This window comes from Novosphingobium sp. PhB165 (assembly GCF_004341845.1).
Classification (GTDB): domain Bacteria; phylum Pseudomonadota; class Alphaproteobacteria; order Sphingomonadales; family Sphingomonadaceae; genus Novosphingobium.
In genome coordinates, this window is record NZ_SLVB01000007.1 from 78686 (window position 1) to 94134 (window position 15449).

A 15449-nucleotide genomic window follows, 5' to 3' on the forward strand; every position below is an offset into this window, starting at 1 on the left:
CGGCGGCGCTCGCACGCGCCGCCGCCTGCACCTTCAATCGAGAAAGGAACCTTCCCATGTGCGTCAGAACCTGTACGCCAAAGCGCCTGCCGACGGCATCGATCGAACAAGCCATCGCCACTGCCGTTGAGACCAACCCGCTCAACCATGCGCCCGTGGCTGCCGCGCGCCGCCTGATGCCGGGCCGTGCCTTGAACCGCGCATCCCTTTCCATTCTGACGGCCCGTAAGTGGCAGACCCATGGCGTCAAACTGACTGTCGGATTTCTCGACAGCCCACCGGCCGATCTGCGCAAACGCATCGTCGAACACATGAATGCCTGGTCGGCGACTGCCAACGTCTGCTTTACCGAGACGAATGGCGAGGCCGATGTTCGGATCACCCGGGCAGGTGGACTCGATGGCGGATACTGGTCCTATCTCGGGACCGATATTCTGCTGATCGACCGCGACAAACCTACCATGAACCTGGAAGGTTTCACCATGAACACACCGGAATCCGAATTCGTTCGCGTTGTGCGGCACGAAACTGGACATACGCTCGGATTCCCTCACGAGCATATGCGATCCGATCTCGTCGATCTCATCGACCGGCAAAAGGCGATACGCTTCTACATGGCAACCCAGGGTTGGAGCGAGCAGGAGGTGATCGCACAAGTCCTGACGCCGATCGAGGACGGTTCCATATTGGGCACGCCGCGCTCCGACACGAACTCGATCATGTGCTACCAGATTCCGGGCGGCCTCACGAAATCAGGCCAGCCAATTCTCGGTGGTGTCGATATCGATAAGCTCGACTATCAATTTGCGGCCAGCTGTTATCCGAAGTGAAACGCGATCTCGGCGTCAGTCGGAGGTCATTTCGACTTCCGACTGACCCGTTCGATTTTGCATGTCGCTCGGAGTCATGCAGCCAAATTGTACACGGGCTGCGCAGCAAGCGGCCCGCCTTCGTGTTGGAGATCACGGGCCGCACCGGAATGCGCTTCCCCACAACCGCAAAGAACGCAATCGCCAGAATGTGCAGCCCGATCAATGCTTCAAGGTACCCTTCTGCCTCGACCAAAGAAGTAGCCGAGAACCAGTATGACCACCGCGACCAGCAGAAAGAGCTTGGCAAGGCTGGCGGAAAGGCCTGCTACGCCGCCAAAGCCCAGAAGTGCCGCGATCAGTGCAACAACTGCAAAAATTATGGCCCAGCGAAACATGAGGGCTCTCCTTTATACAAAGGCTGCGTCGACTTTTTCGACCAGCTCTGTTCTAGAACTTCCGGGCTGTCCCTATGTTCCGGGAGACACTGCGAAGGCAGACTGCGGCAAGGAGCGTGAACTTTCACACTTCGTTGTCCTGAGCATCGATAGGCAAGTCGTTACGCACCGGCCGGCGTGCCCCGTCCCGATCGGACGGGAGGGCGATGGGGTAGCAGATCAGATGGTACGCAGCGCCTTTTTCGACCCTTCCTCGACGGTCGGATGATAGAAGGGCATGTTAAAAGATCGGTGATGTTGTCAGTCGCGGTAGCATCCGCAACCGCTCAACCGTCATCCAGCAAAAGACCGGAAGACCCGTCCAGTTCGAGATCATGATGGAGGCCCGAAAGAGCTTGACGGCCTGGCTCGACAGGCGCGGTTGGAACGTAGACAACTTTGTTTTCCCGAGCCGTGTCGATTATCTCAGTCACCTAAACACGCGACAGTACGCACGCCATCGATGAATGGGTTACTACGGTCGGCCTGGACAAGCGGGAATACGGCACGCACTCGATGCGACGTACAAAGGTCTCGCTCATTTACAAGGCCACCGGAAACCTGCGAGCGGTGCAGATCCTTCTCGGCCACAATAACATCGAGAACACGGTGCGTTATCCGATCCTTGAACCCTATGGCGCACATTCCCGGGCAACCAACTGAGGGCATCGATCAAGCCACGGAACTTGCGGTAGGTGACGTCGTCTTTTTCCGCTAGCAGCAGGCTATGAGCATCGTTCAGATCATACGAACTCGGGACTGCCCCGAAATGCCATGGAAGAACGGTGGCGGAACGACCCGAGAAATCGCAGTCTTTCCGCCCGGCGCCGGCATGGACGACTTCCTCTGGCGGCTCAGCATGGCAAGAGTGGAGCATGGTGGCGCCTTCTCGACGTTCCTCGGGATCGATAGGACACTTGCGGTGTTGGAAGGCACCTTGCACCTTGAAGGCGACGGAGTGGATATCCGGCTTGATCCGCAGAGCGCACCCTTTCCCTTCGATGGCGGCGCACAGATATATGGAGAACCTGCGGGCGGTCCGGTGCTCGATCTCAATGCCATGACCCGGCGCGGCGGGTGTACCGTAAAGATGGCCCGCCGGGGTCCAGGCACAGTCATGGCAAGCTCAAGCGCTTCCTTCCTTGTCCTGCTGGAACCGCAGGATCTGGAGAGTTCGCCAATGGAAGCGCTGGACTGCGCCGTGTTCACTGGCAAGACCGTACTTGAGGGCAACGCGATACAAATTGATTTCATCAGCGAATGCTAGAATTATTTTGGCAGAGTTTTGATTTTCGGAATTCCCTCGGCGTTGCATGCGTGATTCATGGAGAACCGGCTTTTAAGGAGGCGGGCGATGGAAGAGAACTGGCAGGCAGATGAACTGATCGGCGGCAACAAGGCCTGACTGATCATCGACGATACGGCTTTGCCCAGCGCCGAAGGTTTCGAATGGGCGCGTTGCCGCCCTACCAATGCGATCGAGTACCTCTGTCGTTTTGGGCAGCAAGCGCGAGAAGGCGAAACCGAGTTGCCCGCCTTCCCGTGCACATGTGATCGAGACCGGCTGCTGTCACCTCAAGCCGCTCATATTGAATTTGACTGAGCGATTGCCTTCAAAACCTGGGCGCTTGGCTTGGGAGACCGTTTGAACGTGATCGGATCGACGCTGGCAAGGCCAAATGCGCCGTGGCCGATACCAGCGCCCCATTCGTAATTATCCATCAGCGTCCAATGGATATAGCCCTGTACAGGAACACCTTCGGCCATCGCATGGTGAAGCTCTCGCAACCCGTCGCGGATAAGGTTGGCGCGGATCGTGTCGTCGTCGGTTCCGACACCATGCTCGGTAACCAGGACGGGCTTGCCAGTCGCCTGATGGGCGTATCGTGCCGCTCCGGCCAGGGACGAGGCATATACTTCGGCGCCGCGGAAATTGCGCGGCGTACCTGCGGGCGCAGGCAGGCGTCCGTCCTTGCCCCACAGAATTCGTTCATAGTTCTGGATGGCGACGAAATCGTCGTCGCGCGCCACTGCCAGCCAATCTCCGTACAATTCGGCTCGCATCCGATCACGGATAGAGTTCAAACCGACGGCCTGGTCATCGGCGATCGACAGCGTGAAGCCGACAGGTAGATCGGGGCGCACTGCCTTGATCGCGGCGCGCGCGCCTTTGTGGCCCTTGATCATTGCAGCGGTCAGTGCGGGGACATCCTCGGGTAATACGGTATTGGCCACGACATAGCGCGGCACGCCCGCCGCCTTTGCGGCCGCCCCCAAATTGGCGCGCAGTCCTCCCATGAACTGCGGGGGCAACACGAAGGGCAGAAGCCGGGGCAGGTTCGGTTCGTTCAAAGTCGTCGCGATTGCGATCCCCGCTGCCAGATGCTTGGCCGCCCGATCGCAGAAGCGGGTGAACAGGTCGCTTGCGTCGGGATGCAACCATCCGCCCTGGGCCGCAAACCAGCGCGGGGTCGTATAGTGGTTGAAGGAAACGACCGGCGCAATACCGCGCTCCCGGCAGCCATCGATGATGGCCTTGTAATGATCGAGCATGGCGCGCGAGAACATTCCCGGCTCCGGCTCGATGCGCGGCCATTCAAGGCTGAAGCGAAAGGCATTCAGCCCCATACTCTTCACGAGGTCGAGATCGTCTCGCCAGAGTTCGAAGCTGTTGACTGCGTCTCCGGACGGCGCGCCGGTGATGGTGGGCTGCACGTTTTCGAGAAGCCATTGGTCGGAATTCGTGTTGTTACCCTCGATCTGGTGGCCGGCGGTGGCGGCGCCCCACAGGAAGCCGGAAGGGAAACTATCCGATACTGGCGAGGATCGCTTCTGCGCAGAAGCGGCGACCGCCTTTCCGGCAAGCATGGGCGCTGCGGCGAACGCGGCAGCGCCGGCAATGATTGAACGTCGGTCGATCATCGGGAGTCCTTGGTGAAAAGGCGGGCGGGCATGCCCAGCCGTGAAATCAGACAGGCATTTGTTCCGGAGCTTATGCGGCCGAATGAAGCCTGAAACGCGCCATCATGTCCCTGAATGTCAGCCCCGCATCGAGATAAGTGTAAACTCGCATAGGGCGCCCACCCGGACGCTCTGCATAGTTTCCGTTGTCGAGCAGCCTTGGAGTTGGCAGCAGCTTGTACCGGCTCGAGGTGGGGTCTGGTTGCATTGGAGGAACCAGCGCGGTCAACGTAACCAGCGGGCTGTCACCCAGGACGTAGGCATCTGTCATGGCCACCGGCGGAACGCCCGGTATCTTGGCGAACATCTCTGGTATCGCATCGACCTTAGCCTTGAGATAGGCGCCGAGACGGCTCTGCGCCCCTAACTCTTCAAGTTCGGCCGTACTGAACAACATCTGGCTATAGGCGTCTGACGGCACCTGCCAGATCTCGATATCGGATTCGTTGAACAGCACTTGCGCCGCTACCGGATCGATCGAGAAATTGAATTCAGGCTCGCCCGGCTTGGCCGCGGGATTTCCAAAGCCGGCGTGAGTATTCCCGCCGATCCAGATCAATTTTATGCGCCGACCGATACGCGGCTCAGACAGCCAGGCGAGCGCGAGATCGGTCAGCCCTGCACCGGCTGCATAGATCAACGGTTCCGTAACGTCGTCCCGCATGGCCTCGCGGACGATGGCTGCCGATGCCGTACTGGGTTTCCAGGACGTGCGCGACTGGATCGGCGTTTCGGAACCGGCCATCACGTTGTACTTGCCAGCAAGATTCAGGATTTCGAGAACTTCGCCAACCCGCGATGCCGCATCCTGGGCATCGTGCCCGCTGCCGAATTTGGCGGGAAGGTGCGATCCGACGATAAGCGGAATCTTTACCGATGAGCACAGCACGTGGTGAGCAAGCTGGAACAACCCATCCGGATCGCCGGCGAAGTCGTTGTCGAGGATCACTCGTGCCAAGGCAGGCTGTTTGCCTAAAGCAGTGAGGGGCACCGCCAAAGCACCTATGAGCGCCACCGTTGACCCGACGAATTTTCGACGACCCATAATATGGGGCAATGCACCTCTCCTGCTTATTTTCTCCAGTGCTGTCATCTATCCGAAGCATCATGTAAAATATGTATTTTTTACACAACCATAGGAATAAACTATGGGCAGCTTGCCCCCCGCGGTGATGTGCCGATTGGCCGGGGCTATTTCGACAACGCGTAAGTCCGTGCCTTTGTGAACGGCCATGCGACAGGCGAAACCAACGCGAGGTTGTGCGACAATCCGACGCCGGCGGATCGCCCCCAAAATGCCAAACATAATTCCGCCCGAACCAAAATCGAACGGCGGGTTTTAAGATTGGCGTAGGATGATCCTGACGGCAGCTCTGGGCGCTCAGCTGCCGAAGCAGGCCGCCCGAGCGGGAGCGTGGCGTTGCGACTGCCGCGCCGTTTGGTGGAGGAAGCATGCGTCCTGGCCAATCGTTTGTACCAATTTGTGGTTGCCTACTTCACATAATGGGCGATAGATCAAAAGAAGTCCGCTTGGCAGCGATATTGGCACCAAAAGAGGCCTGACCAATTTTCGGGGAGAAGAAGATGTCGTTTCCTAGCCACACCAGGCGTGCGGCCCTGCTTGCGATGTGCTCTTTGTGCGTTCCCGGCGCTTTCGTGCCGTTGGCAGCGCGCGAGGTCGTTCCGCTCGGTTCGGATTGGTCCTTCCACCTCGGCGATCTTCCTGCCGGCGCGGAGAGTGCAGATTTCGATGTTTCCGCATGGGACAAGGTTTCGCTGCCGCACAACTGGAACCGGATGGGCGGGACTGCGAAGCGGCGGGAAGACTACCAGAACGTCAAGGGTAGCGGCTGGTACAGGCGCGGTTTCCCAACGCCGGACAAACTCGGGAACAGGCGCGTCTGGGTGCAATTCGATGCGGCCAGTGTCGTTGCCGATGTCTGGGTCAACGGCGTGCACCTCGGCCGCCATGCTGGCGCTTTTGCAGGCTTTCGGTTCGATGCGACGCCCGCTCTCAGGCCGAGCGGCGAGAACGTGCTGGTCGTTCGGGTCGACAACAGTTCTCCGCGGGAGAAGGGATCGCCGACGGCCGATGTGATCCCGATGAACGGCGATTGGCCGATGTACGGCGGCCTCTATCGGCCGGCGTCGCTGATTGTGACCGCCCCCTTGCGCATTGCGATGGAGGACTTCGGTGGGCCAGGGATCTATGCGAGCACGACCGCACTGGAGAACGGCAAGGCAGGCCTGCGCGTTCTTACACGGCTTGAGAACGGCACCAAGAAAGCGGCTGCAGGCAAGCTCCAGATCCGCGTGCTCGACCGGGATGGCAGGGTCGCTGCGGCGTCATTCGTGCCGTATCGCACTGCGGCCGCGGGCGAGCGGGCGGGCCGCAGCGAGGTCGCAAGCGAACTCGTCCTTGCCAGTCCGCACTTGTGGGACGGACTGCGCGACCCTTACCTCTATCGCGTAAACGTCCGCCTGCTCGATCATGCTGGGCGCGTGGTGGATGAAGTGGAGCAACCGCTCGGTATTCGCACCATGCGGATCGATCCGCAGAGCGGATTCTGGCTCAATGGCCGGCATATCGCGCTGCACGGTGTCTCCCGGCATCAGGACAGGCCGGGGAAAGGCTGGGCGATCACACCGGACGATATCGCGCAGGATACGGCGATGATCCGGGAAATCGGGGCCAATACGGTTCGCCTTGCGCACTACCAGCATGCCAACGAGACCTATCGGCAAATGGATGAGGCAGGCATGGTCGTCTGGGCGGAGATCCCGCTCGTCGATCGCTCGGCGTCCTGGTATTCGGAGACGACGACCGAAGCCTTCGCCGCCAATGCCGAGCAGCAACTGCGCGAACTGATCCGGCAGGAATACAACCATCCCTCGATCGCGGTCTGGTCGATCGCCAACGAGGTCAACCTGGAGGCGGCCAAGGGGCGGGGCGCTTCGAATGCCAGGCCTCTGCTTGAGCGTTTGCAGGCCGTTGTCCATGCGGAAGATCCCTTGCGCCCTGCCACGCTGGCGGATTGCTGCGGCACCATCGCGGAAGAGAACAAGCCGGGGCTCGACAGCGTCGCGGGGATCACCGACGTGATCGGCTATAATCGCTATCACGGCTGGTACGGAAATACCGTCGATTTCCTGGGTCGCGATCTCGACCGGCTGCATGGCCGTTTTGCGCATCAGCCCATTTCGATCAGCGAGTACGGTGCAGGCGGCGCGCTGACCCAGCATACGGACGATCCGCTTGGCGGCCCGATCGCGGCTTTCGGGCGCCCTCATCCCGAGGAGTTCCAGAGCCACCTGCTGGAGGACAGCTGGAAGCAGATCGCCGCGCGGCCTTATGTCTGGGCGAGCTGGGTATGGAACATGTTCGATTTCTCGAACGAGCTGAGGCTCGAAGGCGATCTTACCGATACCAATGACAAGGGCCTGGTCACGTTCGACCGCAAGACCCGCAAGGATGCTTTCTATTTCTACAAGGCGAACTGGTCGCAGGAGCCAACCCTCTATCTGGCCGAACGGCGCCACAGCTCGCGTCCCTATCCGGTGGTCGAGGTGAAAGCCTATGCGAATACCGAAACGGCTCAGCTGAGCCTCAACGGCCGCTCGCTGGGGGAGGCGCGCTGCGAGGTCGGAATTTGCCGTTGGCCCGAGGTTACTCTGGACCCGGGCGAGAACCGGCTGGAGGCAACCGGAATGCGCGACGGGAAGCGGATTTCGGACGCCATTACCTGGACTTTCGAGGGAAGGCCCGGCCTCTATCATATCCGGGCGGGCACTCTGGAGGAGCAGCGCGCACCCGATGGTGTGCTTTGGGGATCGGATGTGTTTTCAAAAGGCGGGGAGGCGCATTTCCGCGACCGTCCCTCGATGTCGCGCGGGGGAGAGCCGGGCCCGGTGCGGCCGGTGCTGGGCACACGGAACCAGGCGCCCTATGGCAGCTGGCGGGAGGGCGATTTCCGTTATGCGATCCCGGTGCCGAACGGGCGCTATACGGTCCGCATGCACTTCTTCGAACCGGACGAGAAGGCAGGCGTTGGTACGCGGCAGTTCCAGGTTCTGGCAGAAGGCCGCGAGGCGGCCCGCATCGACGTTCGCCGTGAAGCGAAGGCCGCCAGGACAGCGCTGACCCGCGAAATCGCGGTCAATGTCGCGGACGGCACACTCGATCTGGTGTTTCAGCCGATCAACGGTCCCGCAATCGTCTCGGGCATCGAAGTAATTCCGAAATGAAAAAGGAGGCCGGTTCGCTTAGGACCGGCCCATGTCCGCCGAAGCTTCCGCCTCACCGGATAGTGCCGCGGCTCCGGGAGTGATGGTGATTGCGCTCAGGATGTCGCTGCCCAATGCGCCGCCGCCAATGGCATCGAAGGCGATCGTCGCGCCGGTCTCCCGGATTGCAGCGGTGAGCTCTTGCGCAAATCGCGACTACTTCACCCTGACGATGAGTTTGTCTGCACGCTTGCTCCACTCGGCGAGGCAAAATACCCAAACACGAAACGACTTCGATGTGGAGATTTTCGTGGCCGGGCATGCACAAATCGCCGTTCAGCGCGTCATTCATACCATTCACGCCACTTACGATCTTCATGCATGCCGTCTCCTCTATCAGGACGCTTTGGGCGGCCTCGTATTTGCCGAAAACTACTTTCCAGCAGAAGATCGGGACTGTGCACTCCTTTACGTCACCAATCATTCGATCGAACCCATGGCACCGCGAACGCGCGATGACATGAGCAAGGGGTTTGCCCGGATGACGAGCAAAATTGGCGAGAGTTTTCATTCGTTCGAGCTCAAGGTCGAGGATGGTCCGGCAGCCAGCCAGGCCATTCGGGACGCCGGCGGCGTAGTTGCAAGCGACTATGGTTTCTTTTTCTTCGTAAAGCCGGAATCCACGGGCGGTGTTCTGCTGGAGGTTTGCTCCTCCACGATGCCGAACGACCCGTACGATCGTCCGGGAGGCTGGGGCCCTTCCGTCGGAACCGGGCATGCGTCGTCAGTGCTGCAGCTTGACCATATCGCATGCGTGACCAGCGAAATCGAAAAGGCGATTCACTTCTTCACGTCGGTCCTGGATGGCCGCGTCATCGAGGACGGAGCGACCGCACTCCCCCAAGATGGCCGCCGCGTGCTGCTGAGCGTTGGCGACATCCAGGTTGCCTTCATCCAACCTGACGACACCGAACAAGGCCCGCTCGGAGCCTTCCTCAACAAGCCACAGAACGGCATTTACGCGCTGGTTTGGCGGGTGAAGGACGAGGAAACTGCGCGCGATCATTTTGAGAAGCGCAACCTGCGAATGACGAAATCTGCGTGCATTTCGTCCGGCTTTGCGATTGATCCTGAGGACTTCTTTGGAGCGCGACACGAGTTCGTCCGCTGAAAATGAGGCATGAAACGGGACATTCATCTCCTCATCATCTGAGTTACGCTAAAGTATTTACAGGTTATCCGAACTCGGCGCTGCTCCGAAGTCCCATGGAAGAACGGTGGCGGAACGACCCGTTCCTTCCTTGTCCTGCTGGAACAGCAGATCTGCAAAGTTCGCCAATTGCAGCGCTGGACTGCGCCCTGGGCTAAACCATGAGGGGAAGGAGCAGCGGCGAGACACCCTCGATATGCCATTTCATAGCAATGATTGCGGCAGTGGCGGCGGCGGCATTTGCGACGGCCCTCCAGCTTCCAGCTTGCGGTTCTTCAGCATGGCGCCACAGCCCCAATGCAGCCGCGATCATCCAGAATGTCAGGATCTGGTAGCGCGTCTCCACCAACTGGAAAGTGTAACGGCCAGCAGCGCCGCAAAGCGCAAACAGGACCGGGGGCCCGATGGCAAGAAGCGCTTTGGAGGAATACTGCATTGCAGCAATGTGACGTGAACGGCGGGATAAGCCAACCCATTGCCGACAGTTTGAGCGGTTCGTGCGGCAATGCGGGCGCAGTAAGACGACTGATTTAAGGGATGGCGGCGGCTCAGGGTCGCGAAAGCCAGCCCGCAGCCGCCTGGATGACGCCGCAGACGATGCCGGGCGGCCCAATCAGGATTGGTATCAATGAATGGTGGTCCAACCTTCGCCATCATCGTCGAGAAAAGTACCTATCCCCTCGATCTCCACCGCGCGCTTGAACGCCTCGAAGGCTGACGCATCGCTATCGAACGGGTCCTCCCAGACTGTTGAAGTGCCGGCTTCGTTGATCACCTCCAACGTCCAGCCTTCGTCCGCTTCGAGTTTGAATATCTCCACTCGAACCGTGATGCCATCCTCGCTGACCATCCGGGAAAGTGGAGAGACCGTGATGGGGGGATCGTTGTCAGCCATGTCGCTCTCCAAAGGGGGCCGTGCTCGCCGTCTTATACCAAGATCCAGGTAGACCGAACCGCCACCGACCTGCAACGCTCGGTGCGCAACCAGGTTCGAGTTGCGCCGTCAGTTCCACGCACGCGCCGCCCGGGTTGGCGGCGACCATAGCTCCCGCCCCATAGACTTTCACGGGTTCCACGCGGGTCAGGGTGTCGTGTGTGCCTGGCATATCGAACAGTGAACGTAGACGTTTTTGTCTTATTGCATTTGCAAATCATTCGCATTAGACGCCAGCCGGCATAAGGACGCCGGTTTCTCCGGTGCGCTGCATCAGGGGGCCCACAATGACAATGAGAACAAGAAGTCGAATACGCTATTGCGTCGCATCCGCATTGGCTATCGGGTGGATGAACTTTGGCAGCGCCCACGCCGAACCCGCGATTGAGGATCCGGAGGAGAACCCGATCGTGGTCACGGGTGAGACAGGAGCAACCGGCCTCAGCCTCTCATCGCGCGAGACTCCACAATCGGTAACCGTCCTGGATAGCGTGCGTATGCAGGAACAGGGGCTTTACGACATCTCCGGCGTGATGGCGCAAATCGTCGGCATACAGTCCAATCAATCCAGCGCACTCGGGACCGACGGCACAAACTACACGGCCCGCGGCTTCGCGATCGAAAACTACCTCGTCGACGGCATCGCCCGGCCGACCAAGATCTACGGCTTCACCGAAGATACGGCGGACATGATCGCCTATGATCGGATCGAAGTCATCCGGGGATCGGCCGGTATGATGACGGGCACCGGCCAGCCCTCCGCGGCAATCAACATGATCCGCAAGCGTCCCGGCACGGATCTCACGGCCACCGCGGCCGCCACCGTCGGTTCCTGGGATATGTACCGCATGGAAGGTGACGTGGGCGGAGCCGTAACGGCCGACGGCCACATCCGCGCCCGCGTCTCTGGCGCCTGGCAGGACAATGACACTTTCATCGATCGCGAGCACGTCAAGCGCCAGGCGCTCTACGGCATCGTCGAGGCTGATCTGGCGCCGTCCACTTTGCTGACGGTCGGCGTCGAATACCAGAACTTCGGCAACAAGGGTGCCTCGCGCGGCGGCGTACCGCTGTTTTTCACAGACGGAACCACGACTGATTTTGCACGATCGACCAACGGCGGCGCGAACTGGTCCGATTTCAAGCGCGAAAGCGTCAACATCTTCGCGTCACTGGTGCACGATTTCGACAAGAACTGGCACTTGCAGATCGACGCCGAGCACAAGTCCGGTTCCTATGACGAAACTATCGGCTATTTTTTCGGAAGCGCGATAGACAAGGATACCGGGGATGGCGGCACTCTTTATTCGACGCGCTGGGCCTCGGACCTCACGCTCAATGCCGTTTATGCCAACTTGCGCGGGACCTTCGAAGTTCTGGGCCAGGAGCAGCACATCGCCCTGACGCTTAGCCACGCCCGGTCCGACGATGACCAGACGCTTTACCCCGGCTGGTGGTCGGGCAGCGATTACGCGAAACCGATCAATGCTTACGCATTCTTCCCGAATGGCGACACGCCCAAACCCGATTTGACGGCAACGGGCGATCTCGGCGGCAATCGCGTCGAAACGAGCGGGATCGCCGGCGTGGCGCGCCTCAAGCCCATCAGCCCCTTGTCGGTGATCGCCGGTGGACGCCTGACATGGTGGAAGCAGGACAGCTATTCGCAGCCGGCTGGCGGCGTGCGCACATGGTCATCGGTAACCGACGAGAAAGCCGTATTCACGCCCTACGCGGGCATCGTCCTCGATTTCAGCAAGGCCATCTCGGCCTATATCAGCTACGCCAGCGTCTTCGACCCGCAGACGGAACGCACCGTGGATGGCGATACGATTGCTCCGCTTGAAGGTGACACGTACGAAGCAGGCCTGAAGGCGGATTTCCTCAACGGCAAGCTGAGCGCCAGCGCGGCGGTCTTCCGGATGAAGCAGAACAACTATGCCCTGGCAGACGGCCCCGGCATCTTCGCGCCGGACGGCAGCTCCGCCTATCACGCGGTATCGGGCATGAAATCATCGGGCTTCGAACTTGAAGTCAACGGCGAAGTCCTGCCCGGATGGCGCGTGGCGGGTGGCTTCGCCAACGCCCGGGCCGAAGATCGCGATGGCGTTCGCCAGCTTCCGCAGATCCCCAAGAACACCTTCAAGATGTTCACCACCTACCGGCTGCCCGGCGCGCTCGACGCCTTGATGGTGGGCGGAAACCTCAAGTGGCAGAGCAAGACCACTGCCGACGGCACCGGCCCCAATGGCGAAATCTACACGCAGGGCAGCCTTGCGACGCTGGACCTTCTGGCCAACTACCGCTTCTCGGAACACTTCTCGCTTACCGCGCACCTCGATAACGTCTTCGACAAGACGTACTACTCGGGCCTCTATATCGGCAGCGCACGCTTCGCGACGCCTCGCGCCTTCACATTGACGCTTCGCGGCACGCTGTGAGAACCAGGCCGTAAGCAAGCACCCCCTCACCCTTCGCCGCGCGTGAATCCGCCGCCTTTCCTCTGCCGCTTGCGCCGTTCCAACCAAAAGGGTGGAAACGGCGCATCGGTGCGCGCGGCCGCCGTTGCCATTACGGCCGGGGTTCACGTGGCGGCAGCCGCCATTGCCGCCATCACGTTCGGCTGGCTGCAGGCAGGCGCGCCGGATCACGCGGCACCTGCCACGCTGGTGACGTTCAACGTCCATTCCCCCGCACCCGTGCACGACAAGCCGAACGCCCAAGCGGTGCGTCCGCGGCATATCCCGGCATCGGCCCCGCCCCATGTCGCGACGCCCCTGCCCGTTCGCACCGCAGCAGTACTCGCGACAAACGCCCCTGAACAGGCCGCCGCTGCTGCCACCAGCGGCCTGTCGGACAATCTGCCGGACCTCGCGCTATCCTATCGCCGGGCCCTGATCGCGCGGCTGGAAAGCCAGCGCCGCTATCCAGCGGGATCGCTTCAACACCACGCGCAAGGGACAGGCTCCCTGCTCTTCCGCATCGATCGCGACGGGTATTTGCTGGATGCGGTGATCGTTTCCAGCACGGGACATTCCGCCCTCGATCAAGCCGCGCTGGCCATCGTCTCAAGGGCCGCCCCTTTCCCCCCGATCCCGAGCGGGCTTCCGGACGAACTTGCCGTTTCCCTACCCATCGTCTTCCTGATCGATGACGGGGCGACGTCGGCAGCCACACCGTGAACGGGGGCGATGCCGCCATCGTCGGTTCCCATCAGGCCGCGCTGTTCGCCTATGTCCGTTCGCTCGTGGATTCGCCGCCGGTTGCCGCCGATATCGTGCAGGAAACCTGGGCCCGGGCCATTCCGTCGCTTCGTGCGGGCCGGGTGGAGAACCCCCGCGCCTTTCTCTACCGCGTGGCCCGCAATCTGGTGAACGACAGGGCGCGGGACAGCGGCAAGTGGCGGCCCTGGCTGGCAGACGAAGAGGCCGGCATCACCGTCGCCGATGAAAGCCCGGATGCCGAGCGGCAAGTCTTCGCGGCAGATCGCCTGCGCATGGTGCGCGAACTGGTGGAAGATCTACCCCCCCGATGCCGGGAAATCTTCACTTTGCGCAAGTTCGATGGCCTCGACCAAGCCGTCATCGCCGACCGGCTCGGCATCACCCGGGGCGCGGTCGAAAAGCAATTACGGATCGCCCTGCTGACGCTGGCCACCCGCCTCGGCGAGATCGAGGGGGAGGCGTGATGGCCAGTGCGCTCCGCAACAGTCGCCCAGCTTTGCCTGACGGCATCTCGTCTGGCCGCGTCGTGTTTGGCGGTACAATTCCGTCATGGTTGATGAGAAAGCCGACCGAAGGGACGGAACCGTGACCGAAAACGCACCTCGCGCCATCATTTCGGCCGCCATTGCCGAAACCGCCGCAGACTGGATCGTCCGCCGGGACGGAGGAAAATTGTCGGCTGACGATGAGCGGTCCTTTCAGGAATGGTTGTCCGAGCCGGCCCATCGCCGCGCCCTTGAACGACTGGAAGAGCTTTGGTGCCTGATCGACAGCGATCCAGCACCCGTTGCTAGCCAACCCGGTTTGCCGCCAATCGCGCTCAAACGCCGGAGTATATTCGGCCGCAACCGCAGTTCCTTCCCCCCTCCCGCCCGCAAGCCGCGACGATGGGCCGGAGCGGCAGTCGCCGCATCGGTAGCGCTGGCGGCATTCGCCTCGTTCGGCGACTGGCCGACCCGCCTGCGCGCGGATTATGCCACTGGGGTAGGCGAACGCCGTTTGCTGACGCTGGAAGACGGCTCACGCGTGACGCTGGGCAGCAGTTCGGCCATCGTTCACGACTTTTCCGGCACCCGCCGCCAGATACGCCTGCTAGAAGGAAGCGCGCTGTTCGAAGTGGCGCCGGACCGCAGCCGCCCGTTCACCGTCGAAGCCGCGGGAGGAAGCGCCACCGCTCTTGGCACGGCTTTCGCCGTGCGCGAGCGGGACGGGATCGCCGAACTCGTGGTGACCCAACATCGGGTCCGGGTTATCGGCGGTGGTCGCTCTGCAATCGTCGACGAAGGCCGGCGCGTCGATTTCGATGCCGAGACACTGGGCGCTGTCGAAGCCGCCGGCAATGGGGCCACCGCCTGGACGCGAGGCCGGCTCGTCGTGGTCAACCGCCCCTTGCGCGAAGTCGTCGCCGAAATCGCGCGCTATCGACACGGCTATCTTTCCGTCACGGGAACAGCGGCGGAAGTGAAGGTCAGCGGCGTCTACGATCTCGACCACCCGCTTGAGGCCGTCGACAGCATCGAGCGCAGCCTGAATCTCAAGTCTTTCCGGTTTTCGGATCGCCTGATCGTGCTCCACCGCTGAACCGCAAAAAATTTGCAGCCCTTGGTCGTCTTTTCCCGCCCCGCCCCGTCTCCATTATTGAGAATGCGT

Annotated in this window: 13 protein-coding genes and 1 pseudogene; 9 read left to right on the forward strand and 5 right to left on the reverse strand. The window is 61.1% G+C overall.

The genetic code is table 11. From position 1 onward, the window contains the following. Positions 1-56 precede the first annotated feature (56 nt). A complete protein-coding gene (locus EDF56_RS19785) occupies positions 57-830 on the forward strand; it encodes a M12 family metallopeptidase (RefSeq protein WP_132390762.1) in 774 nt (257 codons plus the stop codon). A 209-nt stretch (positions 831-1039) separates the two neighbouring features. Here the strand turns inward: EDF56_RS19785 and EDF56_RS19790 are convergent, their stop codons facing one another. Then, positions 1040-1207 carry a DUF1328 domain-containing protein gene (locus tag EDF56_RS19790; RefSeq protein ID WP_132390764.1) on the reverse strand — a complete coding sequence of 56 codons (168 nt, stop codon included), beginning with the start codon at positions 1205-1207 and terminating at the stop codon, positions 1040-1042. Between the two features lie 284 nt (positions 1208-1491). Here EDF56_RS19790 and EDF56_RS19795 point away from each other — a divergent pair. Then, positions 1492-1909, forward strand: a pseudogene (locus tag EDF56_RS19795) (tyrosine-type recombinase/integrase); the annotation flags it as partial. Between the two features lie 64 nt (positions 1910-1973). Continuing rightward, positions 1974-2513 carry a HutD family protein gene (locus EDF56_RS19800; protein WP_132390766.1) on the forward strand — a complete coding sequence of 180 codons (540 nt, stop codon included), beginning with the start codon at positions 1974-1976 and terminating at the stop codon, positions 2511-2513. Between the two features lie 317 nt (positions 2514-2830). Here EDF56_RS19800 and EDF56_RS19805 read toward each other — a convergent pair whose 3' ends face one another. Both EDF56_RS19805 and EDF56_RS19810 read right to left on the reverse strand, forming a co-directional pair. Further along, positions 2831-4168, reverse strand: a complete 1338-nt coding sequence (locus EDF56_RS19805; RefSeq protein ID WP_132390768.1) for a family 1 glycosylhydrolase — start codon at positions 4166-4168, stop codon at positions 2831-2833. Positions 4169-4238: 70 nt separating this feature from the next. Next, complete coding sequence (locus EDF56_RS19810) at positions 4239-5300, reverse strand: nucleoside hydrolase (RefSeq protein ID WP_243652719.1); 1062 nt, start codon at positions 5298-5300, stop codon at positions 4239-4241. Positions 5301-5863: 563 nt separating this feature from the next. Between EDF56_RS19810 and EDF56_RS19815 the strand changes: the two genes are divergently transcribed. Beyond that, complete coding sequence (locus tag EDF56_RS19815; protein WP_243652720.1) at positions 5864-8452, forward strand: glycoside hydrolase family 2 TIM barrel-domain containing protein; 2589 nt, start codon at positions 5864-5866, stop codon at positions 8450-8452. Between the two features lie 697 nt (positions 8453-9149). Then, entirely contained in the window at positions 9150-9602 is a 453-nt protein-coding gene (locus tag EDF56_RS26470; RefSeq protein ID WP_243652732.1) for a VOC family protein, read from the forward strand. 193 nt (positions 9603-9795) lie between these two features. On the opposite strand, the gene EDF56_RS19825 is transcribed toward EDF56_RS26470, so the two are convergent. Together EDF56_RS19825 and EDF56_RS19830 are read right to left on the reverse strand one after the other, a co-directional pair. Further along, positions 9796-9990, reverse strand: coding sequence for a hypothetical protein (locus EDF56_RS19825; protein ID WP_165912268.1), 195 nt, complete (start codon positions 9988-9990; stop codon positions 9796-9798). 276 nt (positions 9991-10266) lie between these two features. Next, on the reverse strand, positions 10267-10536 hold the full coding sequence (locus tag EDF56_RS19830) for a hypothetical protein (RefSeq protein WP_132390772.1): 270 nt from the start codon (positions 10534-10536) through the stop codon (positions 10267-10269). 389 nt (positions 10537-10925) lie between these two features. Here EDF56_RS19830 and EDF56_RS19835 point away from each other — a divergent pair, with 389 nt between their 5' ends. From EDF56_RS19835 to EDF56_RS19850, 4 genes are all read left to right on the forward strand, one after another. Next, positions 10926-13016, forward strand: a complete 2091-nt coding sequence (locus tag EDF56_RS19835; protein ID WP_243652721.1) for a TonB-dependent siderophore receptor — start codon at positions 10926-10928, stop codon at positions 13014-13016. Between the two features lie 69 nt (positions 13017-13085). After that, positions 13086-13757: an energy transducer TonB gene (locus tag EDF56_RS19840; RefSeq protein WP_165912269.1), complete on the forward strand. Its 672-nt coding sequence runs from the start codon at positions 13086-13088 to the stop codon at positions 13755-13757. Next, positions 13754-14263, forward strand: coding sequence for a sigma-70 family RNA polymerase sigma factor (locus EDF56_RS19845; RefSeq protein ID WP_132390778.1), 510 nt, complete (start codon positions 13754-13756; stop codon positions 14261-14263). Before EDF56_RS19840 ends, EDF56_RS19845 begins: the two co-directional genes overlap by 4 nt. A 121-nt stretch (positions 14264-14384) precedes the next feature. Further along, a complete protein-coding gene (locus EDF56_RS19850; protein ID WP_165912270.1) occupies positions 14385-15380 on the forward strand; it encodes a FecR family protein in 996 nt (331 codons plus the stop codon). The last annotated feature ends 69 nt before the right edge of the window (positions 15381-15449 follow it).

Excerpts from the sequence above, each read along its gene's own strand:
- EDF56_RS19785 (WP_132390762.1), top strand. The coding sequence starts at position 57 with ATGTGCGTCAGAACCTGTACGCCAAAGCGCCTGCCGACGGCATCGATC.
- EDF56_RS19790 (WP_132390764.1), bottom strand. The coding sequence starts at position 1,207 with ATGTTTCGCTGGGCCATAATTTTTGCAGTTGTTGCACTGATCGCGGCA.
- EDF56_RS19800 (WP_132390766.1), top strand. The coding sequence starts at position 1,974 with ATGAGCATCGTTCAGATCATACGAACTCGGGACTGCCCCGAAATGCCA.
- EDF56_RS19805 (WP_132390768.1), bottom strand. The coding sequence starts at position 4,168 with ATGATCGACCGACGTTCAATCATTGCCGGCGCTGCCGCGTTCGCCGCA.
- EDF56_RS19810 (WP_243652719.1), bottom strand. The coding sequence starts at position 5,300 with ATGACAGCACTGGAGAAAATAAGCAGGAGAGGTGCATTGCCCCATATT.
- EDF56_RS26470 (WP_243652732.1), top strand. The coding sequence starts at position 9,150 with ATGCCGAACGACCCGTACGATCGTCCGGGAGGCTGGGGCCCTTCCGTC.
- EDF56_RS19830 (WP_132390772.1), bottom strand. The coding sequence starts at position 10,536 with ATGGCTGACAACGATCCCCCCATCACGGTCTCTCCACTTTCCCGGATG.
- EDF56_RS19835 (WP_243652721.1), top strand. The coding sequence starts at position 10,926 with ATGAACTTTGGCAGCGCCCACGCCGAACCCGCGATTGAGGATCCGGAG.